This window comes from Coprococcus sp. AM11-30B (assembly GCF_027674365.1).
In the GTDB taxonomy this organism is placed as follows: domain Bacteria; phylum Bacillota; class Clostridia; order Lachnospirales; family Lachnospiraceae; genus Allocoprococcus; species Allocoprococcus comes.
Map to the genome: position 1 here is coordinate 30,691 of NZ_JAQDVB010000020.1, position 12,968 is coordinate 43,658.

Sequence of the window (12,968 nt, forward strand, 5' to 3'; positions counted from 1 at the left end):
CTATTTATCCTATTAAAAAATACTTATCAAATGATAAAAGCATCCGAAGATTACCGGTCTGCTCATAAAGCGTCTTTCCGGCATCTGTAAGCGCAATTTTCTTTGTGCCTCGCAAAAAGAGTGATACCTGTAATTCTTCCTCCAGCATCTTCATCTCCTGATTATTTAAAAATGAAAATATATTATCCATATGATTTTTATTGAATTATCATATAAAAACAATAATTTACATATATATTACATCATGTTAGAATTAAAAAGCAAGAAAAATAAAAAGGAATGAATTTACAAATGAAACGAGTCGATTTTGAAAATGGAACGATAACCAGTAATATCCTTGGAGCATCGCTCCCGATGCTGGTTGCCCAGATTTTAAGTTTACTTTATAACATTGTAGACCGGATTTATATTGCACGTATCCCGCACATCGGAACTGCAGCACTTGGTGCAGTCGGTCTTTGTTTCCCGGTAATTGTCATCATTACCGCATTCAGCAATCTATTCGGAAGCGGCGGTGCACCATTATTTTCGATTGAGCGCGGCAAAAATGAGCCACAGGAAGCGAAAAAAATTATGAATATTTCTTTTTCCATGGTCTGTATCTGTGCCATTGTACTCATGGTAATTGGCTTTTTATTTGCCCGCCCGATCCTGGTACTGTTTGGGGCCTCAAAAGACGCTCTGATCTATGCATATCCGTACCTGATGCTTTACCTAATTGGAACTCTGCCTTCTATGATTGCAACCGGTATGAACCCGTTTATCAATGCACAGGGATATTCAACCATCGGCATGCTTTCAGTTACCATAGGGGCAGTAACGAACCTGCTGCTTGACCCGTTGTTTATTTTTGTGTTCGGACTTGGCGTGCGCGGTGCCGCAATTGCAACGGTCATTTCTCAGACACTTTCTGCTGCATTTGTATTTTTCTTTCTTACAAAGAAAGCAGAACTGAAAGTGAGGCTCCTCAAAAAAGAGGAACTTGCCAGCTGTACAGCTTATGCAAAAAACATTGTAAGCCTGGGAACTGCCGGATTTATCATGCAGTTGACAAACAGTCTGGTAACGATTGTCTGCAACAATGTACTTTCCGTCACAGGCGGAGATATCTACATTTCTGTTATGACCATCGTATCCAGTGTCAGACAGCTTGTAGAAACTCCGATTTATGCAATCAACGAAGGGACTTCGCCAATCCTGAGTTACAATTATGGTGCAAGACGCCCATGCCGTGTAAGAAAAGCCGGTGCCATGATGGCACTTATGATTCTCGGATACACAGCTGTGATGTGGAGTATCATCATCATCGCGCCGAAAACCCTGATCGGAATTTTCAGTTCGGATGCTACATTGATGAAAGATGCAGTTCCTGCCCTGAAGCAGTATTTTGCAGCGTTTATCTGCATGGATATGCAATACATTGGCCAGACGGTCTTTAAATCCCTGAATAAGAAGAAGCATGCAATCTTTTTCTCACTACTTCGGAAGGTATTTATCGTCGTGCCTCTGACATATCTGATGCCGTATGCCCTGCATATGGGAACAGATGGCGTATTTCTCGCTGAGCCGGTTTCTAACGTCATTGGTGGAGGATTATGCTTCATCACCATGTTACTTACCGTATTGCCAGAATTAAAGCGTATGGAGCGGAAGAATGCGCTCTATGAGACAGGCACGATCTTATAAATGCTTAAACCGCTGTCAAGCTGTAGCAAATTTCGTTATACCGAATTATAAATCTACAATATTTCAGGAGGAAATGACAAATGAGCAGTAGAGAAGTAATAGAAAATGTACAAGCAGATCTCTTTGCAATACAGGATCTTGCTTATCGGGATTTTCAGGCAAAACTGATGCCGACAGTCAATAAGGAAACCGTCATCGGTGTGCGGACTCCTTCTTTGCGCGCATACGCAAAAAAGTTCGGTAAAACAGACAATGTTTCTGCATTTCTTGAAGTGCTTCCACATAAATATTATGAAGAAAACAACCTTCATGGACTACTGATTGAACAGATTAAAGCGTACCCATCCTGTATTGCCGCACTGGACCGTTTTCTCCCGTATATAGATAACTGGGCGACCTGTGATATGATCGCGCTCCGGACAGTAAAAAAACATCTGGACATATTTATCCAGGAAGTCTGCCGCTGGATAGCATCGGATCACCCGTATATCGTCCGTTTTGGAATTGGAATGCTGATGCGGTATTATCTGGATGAACAGTTTAAACCGGAATATCCCAAAAAGGTAGCCGAAGTTAAATCGGACGAATATTATGTAAACATGATGCGTGCCTGGTATTTTGCTACCGCTCTTGCAAAGCAGTATGACCAGATCATTCCTTATCTGGAAGAGAAAAGGCTGGACACCTGGACACATAATAAGACGATTCAGAAAGCAATTGAAAGCTACCGGATCACGCCGGAACAGAAGATCTATTTAAGGACATTAAGAGTAAAGAAACAATAAGTTTTACCGAGCTTTGACAATTTACGGTTCCCGCAATTTTACCACATTTGCAGCACTACGTCGTCTGTCTTCATCGATTGCAGCGTAGTGCTTTTTCGTTGTATTGACATCTTTGTGCCCCAGAACATCCGCTACCAGGTAAATATCCCCCGTTTCCTTATAAAGGGCAGTACCATAGGTACTTCTGAGCTTATGTGGCGTGATTCTTTTATTTGTAATCTGACTGGCATACTTTTTAACCATATTTTCAACCGCCTGCACACCGATCCGGCGTCTTTGGGTTGATAAAAACAGAGCATTTTCATAGCCAGCAAGGGGCGTTACCGCTTTACGGTATGTCTCCAGATAATTGCGAAGTGCTTTTTCCACCTCTTCACCAAAATAAACAACCATCTGGCTTCCACCTTTTCGTGTCACCATGACCCCATTATTGTTGAAATCCACATCTGACAGGTCCAGTCCAACTAACTCCGATACTCGAATACCTGTTCCAAGTAGAAGAGTAATGATCGCAATATCACGTTCTTTCGTCTTATTATAATAGGAGAGTGCCTGACCGGTTAATTTGGAACCACAGGATTCCACATAATCCAAAAGCTTTGCAACCTCATCGGTATCCAAACGTATGATCGCCTTGTCATGTAACTTCGGCATATCTACAAATAAGGTCGGATTTTTCTGAATTATCTGTCTTTTAAAGAAATAATTATAAAAGCTGCGTAATGCAGACATTTTGCGGAATAAGCCGCGTTCAGAGTTTGTGACCTGTTTGGTTTCTTTGGTATGAACATCTGTAGTATCATAGACCTTCAGATATTCCAGATATTCCTCAATATCAACCGGCTGAATAGCTTCCAGATCCTGTACCTGAAAGTCCTTAATTGAGTGATGTTTATAAACAGGATTTTCTTCAATTAAAAACTGAAAGAACAAACGGATGTCATATGCATACGATATTCGTGTCTTTGGTGATGTGGTTGGTTCAATGGCACGAAAATAATCACGTGCAAAGTCAGGCATGGTGTTTAAAACACCACGAAGACGAATAGTATTATCAATATAAGTTTCTTCCTGGTATGTTTTTGTATCAGATGGCATGATCCTAAGAACCTCCTAAATTCCATAAATTTCCCCGATATAGGTATGATTATAGCATGGTTTCGGAAGATTTGTCTATATCTTTTGGAAAAATCGGTATTTGTCGTATAGATTTGTTATTCAAAATACTGCTGTCCCAAGACAACTTTTTGCCAGGGACAGCTGATTATAATTACTAGCACGGTCTGTTTCCTTTTTCAAATGGATATTCAACCCCCCAGTCTTTTCTAAGTCCATCCATCTGTTCCATGATGCGAATACTTTCTTCATGCGGCATTTCCGTACATTCAAGTTTTCCTTCACGGATAGCCTTCATAGAAGCGCGTACTTCATATTCAAACCCAGTGATCTGTTCTGGCATTGTAATTTCCCTTACAAATTCCCGATCCGGTGTATATACTTTTACCGCCGTAATATCATTAATATTTTCCGCAATCAGATACCCCTTGGTCCCATATATCATACCATATTGTTCTGTACCGGTAAGTGCACTGCTTTGTATAGAAGCCATCGATCCATTTTTGTATTTCAAAATAATGGAATTCTGTGCATCCACTCCACTGTCAAATTTTACGCAGGAAGAAAGCGTTTCTTCAACATCATCGCCTAAAACCATGCTTGCAAAATTCAGTGGGTAAATACCTACATCTAATAGCGCTCCACCGGCAAGCTTCGGATCGATCAGACGTTCTTTTGTATGCATATCATATCCGAGATTTGCTGAAATCCCCTTTATTTCTCCGATTTCACCACTTGCAATAATATCATCGATTATTTTACGGGATGGAAGGTATCTTGTCCAAATTGCCTCCGTAATAAAGACTTCTTTTTCCTTTGCGAGAGCAAATACTTCTTTTGCTCCAACAGCATTTACAGTAAATGGTTTTTCACAAAGTACCGGTTTTCCATGATTGATACAAAGTTTGGCATGTTCTATATGAAACGGATGTGGTGTCGCGATATAAATCAACTCTACTTCCGGATCACTTACCAGTTCTTCGTATGAGCCATATGCCTTTTCAAATCCCCATTCTTTGGCAAATTTCTGCGCTCTGTCAAGATTTCTTGCAGCAATGGCATATGCAGCCGCATCGTCCATACCGTCCAGTGTTTTCGCCATATTTGCTGCAATTCGCCCAGCACCGATAATTCCAACTTTCATCTGTTCCATTTCTTTACACTCCTTTTTTCACATATTATTCTACATGGAAATCCATCCAAATGCATTCGCCACAGAACTGATCAAAATAATCAGAACAAAGATTGGACACAGATATTTAATCATAACAGCAAAAATCTTCTTTCTGCGGAATGCACTTTCTCCATGAATAATCTCTTCTTCTATCTTCTTTACCCCAACAACTCTAGCTACCAAAAGACTTGTCATCAGTGCCGCGATCGGCATCATTACCGAATTAGTCAGGAAATCAAAGAAATCCAGGAACTGCATACCAATAATTTTCACAAATGCAAGTGGTCCATATCCAAGTGAAGATAAACTTCCTAATACTATCATGATCACACCAACAAGCACAGTAGACTTTTTACGACTCCAGCCGATTTCATCTTCAAATGTAGATACTGCACTCTCTGTCAATGCGATTGAGCTTGTCAGCGCAGCAAAAAGAACAAGCAGAAAGAACAGAATTCCAATTGCTGTTCCCAATCCCATATTCTCAAACACCTTTGGTATTGTAATAAACATCAGTGCCGGCCCTGCCTGTAACGTATCCGGATTTCCACCTGAAAACGCAAATACGGCTGGGATGATCATAAGTCCTGCCATAATTGCAATCGCTGTATCAAATACTTCTACATTTCTTGTAGAATCTTCAATCGAAATATCTTTCTTCATATAAGAACCAAATGTGACCAAAATTCCCATAGCGATCGATAGGGAATAAAACATCTGTCCCATAGCAGCTACCACAGACATCCATGAGAAATTCTTTAGATTTGGCACCAGAAAATACTTCACGCCTTCCATTGCACCTGGTCGTGTTACTGAGTAAATGGTAATGATCAGCGAAAGCACGATCAAAATCGGCATCATAAACTTTGAAACACGCTCAATTCCATTCCGAACACCTGCATAAATAATAATCAATGTAATCAGACAGAATATGATAAAACAGATTTCTGTAGAAAATCCATTTGAAATAAACTCTGAAAAATATCCATCTTGAGCCAGACTACTGCTGTTCCCTTTTACATATTCCAAAAGGTACTTGATAACCTATCCTCCAATTACAGAATAATATGGTACAATCAGAACCGGAATAATCGCATTAATCCATCCACCAAAAGAAATCCATTTTGACTTTCCGAAAGATTTGAACGCACCTACCGGACTTTTTCTTGTCATACGGCCAATTGCTGATTCAGCAATTATCATCGTATAACCGAAAGTAAGAGCTAACAGAATATAGATAAGCAGAAAAATTCCTCCGCCATATTTTGCCGCAAGATAAGGAAACCTCCAGATATTTCCAAGACCTACAGAAGCTCCTGCTGCTGACAGTACATATCCTAATTTACCGGAAAATGTACTCCTTTTTTTATGATTATCCATAACAAAATCTCCTCTTTTATTCTAAAATTAAATACACCTGTTTGATTTTATCATGATAATCCTTTAAAGTCACTAGTAAAATCAAGTATAGCCTTAAAAATATAAAATTTCTTAGTATAAAATTAAAAAGTCCGAAAAGACTAAGACGGGGTGAGCGATGGGATCTTGGTTAGAGACCTTAAGAATGTCTTAGTCTTTTAGACTTTTATAAAAAATAGAGTGTATATAATGTGCTGTCAGGCAGATTATTCGCTGCTACCTGACAGCACAGATGGTCTTTAATAAACAGAATCATCTCCATAATACGAAACAACCAGATAGTCTCCTTCCTGGAGATTATTCCTGTCTTTTAAACTTAAATGATTTGCTTCTGCCAGCTCATCCATATATTCATATATGGAATCTTCTGTTCGTCTGTATCTTTGCGCAATGCTCCAGAGTGAATCCCCTTTTTCAAGCTGGACACTTTTATAATATCTCTCTCCGGAAGGTTCTTCAGCTTTGCTATCGTGAGCACTGGAGAAAAAGCTTCCAAATCCAAAACTCAGTGACATAACCATCACCAGAGCCGCAATCCCTGTCACAAACCGTCTGATAGAATTCGTCTTACGGTGCTTTGCATAATGACAGTGCTTCTGTCCTTTTGCTCCTGCATGATATCGATCCGCATACATATCTTTTCTTTTCTCTGATCGCATGATAAATTCCTCCCTTTTCTTCTGTAATCTTTTCAGTTCTCCTATATACCAGAAAATATGTTCCCGAACAACTGTTCTATTATCAATATACAGCAAGAACATACGTTTGTCAATATGCAAATCGAACGTATTTTCTAAACATTTGTTTGCTATTTTTTCTTCTGTATGATATGATAATTTTAATAGTTCAGATAATACTTCAAATTGATATAGATACAGATTTAGGAGGTCTTTTATGAGTAAAGGTAATATTAGCAAGAAACAGGAAGAGATACTTGAATATATTAAGTCCCAGATCCTGCAACGTGGTTTTCCACCGGCTGTACGTGAGATCTGTGATGCTGTGAATCTGAAGTCAACTTCTTCTGTACACTCTCATCTTGAGACTCTTGAGAAGAACGGATACATACGACGTGACCCAACCAAACCACGTGCAATCGAGATTCTGGATGATTCATTTAATCTCACAAGACGTGAGATGGTTCAGATTCCGATCGTAGGCCATGTAGCTGCAGGAGAACCGGTTCTTGCACAGGAGAATATTGAAGATTACTATCCTGTTCCTACTGAATATATTTCATCAAATAAAGAACTCTTTATGCTGAAAGTTCAGGGTGAAAGTATGATAAATGCCGGTATACTGGATGGAGATTATGTCATTGTGGAAAAGCAGGCAACTGCAGAGAACGGTGACATGGTTGTTGCTCTGATTGATGACGGTGCAACGGTAAAGACGTTTTACCGAGAAGAAGGTGTGATTCGTCTTCAGCCGGAGAATGATGCAATGGAACCATTTATCCTTGAAGATGTTACGATTTTAGGGAAAGTTGTTGCTGTTATGCGCTTCTTCCGTTAATTTTTAAAAAACAGGTGATTACTTGCAGAAGCATCTCAGATAGAAGTGCTTTTTGCAAGTAATCACCTGTTTTTTATATATGTTCTTCTCCATATCCCTTTTTTCTTACTATCATAAATATTTTTTCAAATGCATCAAAAAAGCCGGATAAGATGTACAGATATTCTCAACCTGTCATCTTATCCGGCTTTTGTTTCCATTGAACAACTCACCCTTCGATGCTCGTATCTATATATGACATATCCAGATGATTCAGTCCGTACTGTTTTCTACTATTTTTTTGCAAGTTCGTACATCGCTGCTGCCGTAATCTGCAGTGCACGGAGAAGCTTTTCTACTTCCACATGTTCATCTGGCTGATGGATCACGTCTGCTTCACCTGGAAATACCGGTCCGAATGCAACCATGTTCTGGAATTTCTTTGCGTAAGTTCCACCACCGATTGCAAGTGGTTCCAAGTGCTCGCCAGTCTCTTCTTCATATACATGAACGAGCTTTGTCACCAGTTCAGAGTCTTTTGGTACATAGAGAATTTTGTGGTTATTTTTCCGGAGCACATCGAATGTGTAACTGTTGATATGATTGATCAGTGTATCATCAACAACTTTCGGATCTGCATTTTTTGGATAACGGACATCTAATGTAAAATAGGTCTCTTCTCCATCATAATAAACAATACCAAGGTTTACGGTTGTCTCACCAGTTTCTTCATCCACATAATGTACTCCCAGTGATTCTCCATTTGTCTCCGCTCCGATCTCGTTCAGAAGAAATTCCATCAGTTGCTGGAATTCTCCACCAAATTCATTCTCTTTCACTGCATTCAAAAGAAGAATTGCTGCATTTACACCAAGATGCGGGGTACTTCCATGTGCACTTCTTCCCACCGCTTCAACGATTGTTTTTCCGTTTTCATGCGTCACAGTGATTCCTTCTGTCTCTGCTACCTTAATGTCTCCTTTTACGATCAGTTTACAAGTTGGAATCACGACATTGTCAGCAATTCCACCACCAAAATATTCCACTTCGATATGACCTTTGTCATAAACCTTAGAACCGCCTTTGATGCCGGTCGTTCCTTTTTCACAGAAAATAACCGGAAAATCTGCATCCGGAGTAAATCCGATCGTCGGCATCTCATATCCGTTCTCTACGTAATACGCTGCACATGAAGAGCCACATTCCTCATCAGATCCAAAAATAACACGGATTCTACGGTCAATTGGAAGATTCAGGTCACGGATCGCCTTCAATGCGTAAATTGATCCAATGATCGGTCCCTTATCATCCAGACATCCTCTTCCCCAAAGAATTCCATCATGGATCTCGGCACCATAGGCAGGATAAGTCCAACCGGTATCGCCAGCCGGTACAACGTCTACATGACCAAGAACGCCTACCATCTCTTTTCCTTCTCCATATTCTACCCAGCCTATACGATTGTCTGCCTGCCCAACCTTGAAGCCAAGCTTGCGGCCAAGTTCAAGGGCATCTTCCAGAGCAGCCTTCGGTCCCGGACCATATGGTGCGTCTGGCTGTGCCTCACCACGCACGCTTTCAATTCTCATGTTCTGTTGGATTCCAGCAAGAATTTCATCCTTCATCTCCATAATCCTGCTGTTTAATGCTTCATAACTCATTATTACATTCCCCACTTTCTTGTGTATTCCATCTGTATTCTATTATACACGATACATCTTTAGAAACCAAATAATAATTTAACAAATCTGCTCCGAATCCAGCACGATCGTAAATGGACCGTCATTTAAAAGAGATACCTTCATATCCGCGCCAAAGTTTCCTCTTTCCACAACCGGGATCACTTTCTTACATTCTTCAATAATATATTCATACAGTTCATTTGCCATATCCGGTGCACCTGCCTCAATAAAACTTGGGCGGAATCCTTTTTTACAGTTTGCATATAAGGTAAACTGGGAAATCAGAAGAAGTTCTCCATCCACATCCTTCAGGGCAAGATTGGTCTTTCCGTTCTCATCTTCAAAAATGCGAAGTCCTGTCAACTTCTTTACCATTTTGTCTGCAATCACTCTGGTATCATCCTGTGCCACTCCGATCAGCACCATAAATCCTTTTCCAATCTTTCCGATCACTTCTCCTTCTACCGCAACCTCGGCATGTGTTACTCTCTGAATTACAAATTTCATGTTTTCTTGTCTCCTCTTTCTTCTCTTTATTTGACACTATAATGCCTGTGTTCCGAAATTATCAGAACATAAGTATTTTGCTACAGGTCTAAAAAACGGGGGATTTTTATTTCCCCCGTCTTATAACATTATAATCTCTGTTCTTACTCTTCCAAGCTTGCCTTTAATTCAAGAAAATCTTTGATAGCTTTCACACATCCGTCAACACCAAACTTGGAACTGTTTATACAAATATCATAACTTTCGGCATCGCCCCATTTTTTGTTGGTATAATAATTGTAATAGCTTGCCCTGCGTTTATCTGTCTTATGTATCAGATCTTTTGCTTTGTTATCTGTCAGTTCATTCAGCTTTGCTACATTTTTAATCCTGTCTTCCAGATCTGCATGAATGAATACACTTAGTACATCATCCCGCTCTTCCAGTGCATAATCCGCACATCTTCCTACCAGTACACACGGTCCTTCCTCCGCAATCTTTTTGATCGCATCAAACTGCGCAAGGAAAATCTTGTGATTTAGTGGCATTTCATTGACAGAACCGGATGCAAATCCCATAGAATATGTATCCATTACCAATGAATAGAGAAAACTGTTCGTCGGTTTTTCATCATGTGTCTCAAAAAGCTCTTTGCATATCTTACTGTCCTTTGCTGCCCGTGACAACAATTCTTTATCATAAAACTCAATTCCCAGTTCATCTGCCAGACGTTTTCCAATTTCGCGTCCTCCGCTTCCAAACTGACGACCTATTGTTATAATTGTATGTGTTTTACTCATAAACGTCACGCTCCTTTGCAGGTCATTATTCCATGATTATCCTATACATATTATATAACAATTCATAATAAATGTATAGATTTTCATGACATTTTGCGTAGTTTTTTCAATAAATTTTCAAAATATTCCGGAAGTGGGGCATCAAATTCCATATATTTTCCGGTTCTCGGATGGATAATTCCAAGAATTTTCGCATGAAGTGTCTGCCCCTGTAGTGTCCACGGACATTTTGCCGGACCATATACACAATCTCCAAGCAACGGATGATGGATACTTGCCATATGCACACGGATCTGATGTGTGCGACCGGTTTCAAGCTCACAGGCAATATAAGTATAATCGCCAAACCGCTCCAGGACCCGGTAGTGTGTCACTGCATTTCTGCCATTTTTTTCATTGATACTCATTTTCTTCCGGTCAATCGGATGGCGTCCGATCGGCGCATTCACAGTACCGGAATCCTCTTTGATATTACCGTGTACAATCGCATGATAAATCCGCTTAATGCTGTGCTCTTTTAACTGCTCTGCAAGGATCTGGTGTGCGGTATCATTTTTACATACCAGAAGAGAACCGGTAGTATCCATATCGATCCGGTGTACGATTCCCGGACGCATTACACCGTTGATTCCTGAAAGCCGGTCTTTGCAATGATACATGATCGCATTGACCAGAGTTCCGGTATAATGACCTGCTGCCGGGTGCACTACCATACCTTTCGGCTTATTAACCACCAGGATATCATCATCCTCATAGAGAATATCCAATGGTATATTTTCCGGCAGGATATCCGGTTCCGTCAAATCCGGTATCGTAATCTGAATTTGATCTCCTTTTGCAACCTTATAGTTAGATTTGATTACTGTGGAATTTACCTTTACATTTTTTTCTTTTATCAGTTTTTGAATATAAGAACGGGAAAGCTCCGGCACTTTCTCTGTGAGAAATTTGTCGATTCTCTCCCCTGCATTTTCTTCACTCTGAAATTCTTTAATCTGCATGTTTCTGCTCCTGTCTGCGCGAATAAATAGAAAAATCTTCGTCCTTATAATAAAAAAAGATCAGCAGAACCAGAACGATAAACGTCACAGTCACATAAATATCCGCCACATTGAAAATCGGAAAATCAATCAGTGAAAAATAAAAAAAGTCAACCACATATCCTCTGGTCAGACGGTCAATAAAATTCCCGATTGCTCCAGCTGTCAGAACGATCATACAGATTCTGAGTGGCAGATATCTTTTTTCTACCGGAGTTCTGCCATAAAACCAGCTCACAATAACAAGGATCACAACGGTCATGATGACAAAGAACCATCGCTGGTTCTGAAAAATCCCAAATGCAGCTCCTCTGTTTTCAAGATAATGCAATTCAAAAACATTATTCCACAACACAAATGCAGACTGATCCTTCAAATGTGCAATTGCCAGAAGCTTTGTATACTGATCCAGAAGCACCAGGATTACGATTCCAAGTGCTGCAAAAATATATTGTTTTAACCCTGGTCTGTTCTTCATATGCTCTCCTTTACTGCTAATGCCATTAGATATACTTTCGGATTGTAACATAATAACGTCCCTTTTTTGTCTCGGAAAGAACTCCTTCGTACTGAAAACGTCCCATCTGTCTTACGGAAATGATATCATTGTCCTTTACATGATATCCATTACTGGTAATCAGCTTTCCGTTTACATATACACGCCCAGCCTCAATCAATGCAGTAAGTTTACTTCTGGACGAAGAAAAAGCCAGTGAAAGAAGGGAATCCAGGCGTACTGACGCAACAGTCCCCTTAATCTCTTCGTACTTTGGCTCCCATTTAAAATCTGCATTTTCTACTTCTACGGCACGAACGGTTGTATGACGTACCCTGGTCAGTTCTTTTACAAGAAACTCCGTCAGTTCCTGATGTACAAAAACATAAGCTTCCTTATCGTGAATCAGAATATCTCCCGTCTTTGCCCGTGTGATCCCAAGGTTCAGAAGTGCGCCCAGATAATCTCTGTGTGATAATTCCTCAGCAAATTTCGGCTGTAGCGGACTGATCTTCAGAATGCGGATCGGATATGTACTGCGGATACTTTCCTCATCCATATACATATAAAAAGCATCAGGTAGAAATGCTGCCATCTGACGCTCTGACGGATCATACCCGCCAAAGGTCCTGTATGGAACAGGGAAAGAATCCTTCGGCGTAGTATGTAATATATTCAGTTCATTCAGGTTCAGGAAATCGGAATACATAATGATTCCTCTCTGATAAGCATTGTTAGACAGCTCAATCAGACGTTTACGAAGTAAAGTCTCTTCTTTTTCCATACCCTG

12 protein-coding genes and 2 pseudogenes are annotated in these 12,968 nt (G+C 40.1%); 3 read left to right on the forward strand and 11 right to left on the reverse strand.

Annotated elements, in window-relative coordinates:
* Nucleotides 1-4 precede the first annotated feature (4 nt).
* Nucleotides 5-148 (reverse strand): hypothetical protein, encoded by a 144-nt coding sequence (locus PGU50_RS13305; RefSeq protein ID WP_270247173.1) that lies wholly within the window; start codon nucleotides 146-148, stop codon nucleotides 5-7.
* 143 nt (nucleotides 149-291) lie between these two features.
* On the opposite strand from PGU50_RS13305, the gene PGU50_RS13310 reads away from it, so the two are divergent.
* Complete coding sequence (locus tag PGU50_RS13310) at nucleotides 292-1,686, forward strand: MATE family efflux transporter (RefSeq protein ID WP_195502626.1); 1,395 nt, start codon at nucleotides 292-294, stop codon at nucleotides 1,684-1,686.
* 80 nt (nucleotides 1,687-1,766) lie between these two features.
* On the forward strand, nucleotides 1,767-2,471 hold the full coding sequence (locus PGU50_RS13315; RefSeq protein ID WP_270247175.1) for a DNA alkylation repair protein: 705 nt from the start codon (nucleotides 1,767-1,769) through the stop codon (nucleotides 2,469-2,471).
* 21 nt (nucleotides 2,472-2,492) lie between these two features.
* Here PGU50_RS13315 and PGU50_RS13320 read toward each other — a convergent pair whose 3' ends face one another.
* The 4 genes and pseudogenes from PGU50_RS13320 to PGU50_RS13335 all read right to left on the reverse strand — a co-directional run bounded on the left by PGU50_RS13320 (nucleotide 2,493) and on the right by PGU50_RS13335 (nucleotide 6,839).
* Nucleotides 2,493-3,569, reverse strand: coding sequence for a tyrosine-type recombinase/integrase (locus PGU50_RS13320; protein ID WP_055157081.1), 1,077 nt, complete (start codon nucleotides 3,567-3,569; stop codon nucleotides 2,493-2,495).
* Nucleotides 3,570-3,744: 175 nt separating this feature from the next.
* Nucleotides 3,745-4,743 (reverse strand): annotated as a pseudogene (locus PGU50_RS18190) (Gfo/Idh/MocA family protein); the annotation flags it as partial.
* A 27-nt stretch (nucleotides 4,744-4,770) separates the two neighbouring features.
* Nucleotides 4,771-6,141: pseudogene (locus PGU50_RS13330) on the reverse strand (sodium-dependent transporter).
* Between the two features lie 278 nt (nucleotides 6,142-6,419).
* Nucleotides 6,420-6,839 (reverse strand): LysM peptidoglycan-binding domain-containing protein, encoded by a 420-nt coding sequence (locus PGU50_RS13335; RefSeq protein ID WP_055157086.1) that lies wholly within the window; start codon nucleotides 6,837-6,839, stop codon nucleotides 6,420-6,422.
* A 235-nt stretch (nucleotides 6,840-7,074) separates the two neighbouring features.
* Here PGU50_RS13335 and lexA point away from each other — a divergent pair, with 235 nt between their 5' ends.
* Nucleotides 7,075-7,695 (forward strand): transcriptional repressor LexA, encoded by a 621-nt coding sequence (gene lexA / locus PGU50_RS13340; protein ID WP_270247177.1) that lies wholly within the window; start codon nucleotides 7,075-7,077, stop codon nucleotides 7,693-7,695.
* Between the two features lie 272 nt (nucleotides 7,696-7,967).
* Here lexA and pepV read toward each other — a convergent pair whose 3' ends face one another.
* The 6 genes from pepV to PGU50_RS13370 form a co-directional block, all read right to left on the reverse strand.
* Entirely contained in the window at nucleotides 7,968-9,335 is a 1,368-nt protein-coding gene (gene pepV / locus PGU50_RS13345) for a dipeptidase PepV (RefSeq protein ID WP_195250632.1), read from the reverse strand.
* A gap of 78 nt (nucleotides 9,336-9,413) precedes the next feature.
* Nucleotides 9,414-9,863 carry a D-aminoacyl-tRNA deacylase gene (gene dtd, locus PGU50_RS13350; RefSeq protein ID WP_055260960.1) on the reverse strand — a complete coding sequence of 150 codons (450 nt, stop codon included), beginning with the start codon at nucleotides 9,861-9,863 and terminating at the stop codon, nucleotides 9,414-9,416.
* Between the two features lie 143 nt (nucleotides 9,864-10,006).
* Nucleotides 10,007-10,642 carry a cytidylate kinase-like family protein gene (locus PGU50_RS13355; RefSeq protein WP_117558349.1) on the reverse strand — a complete coding sequence of 212 codons (636 nt, stop codon included), beginning with the start codon at nucleotides 10,640-10,642 and terminating at the stop codon, nucleotides 10,007-10,009.
* Between the two features lie 83 nt (nucleotides 10,643-10,725).
* Nucleotides 10,726-11,643 carry an RluA family pseudouridine synthase gene (locus tag PGU50_RS13360; RefSeq protein ID WP_022221013.1) on the reverse strand — a complete coding sequence of 306 codons (918 nt, stop codon included), beginning with the start codon at nucleotides 11,641-11,643 and terminating at the stop codon, nucleotides 10,726-10,728.
* A complete protein-coding gene (gene lspA / locus PGU50_RS13365; protein ID WP_118198275.1) occupies nucleotides 11,633-12,160 on the reverse strand; it encodes a signal peptidase II in 528 nt (175 codons plus the stop codon). The genes PGU50_RS13360 and lspA overlap by 11 nt, the downstream gene beginning before the upstream one ends.
* A 25-nt stretch (nucleotides 12,161-12,185) precedes the next feature.
* On the reverse strand, nucleotides 12,186-12,962 hold the full coding sequence (locus PGU50_RS13370) for a YlmH/Sll1252 family protein (RefSeq protein WP_008370265.1): 777 nt from the start codon (nucleotides 12,960-12,962) through the stop codon (nucleotides 12,186-12,188).
* Nucleotides 12,963-12,968: the final 6 nt, after the last annotated feature.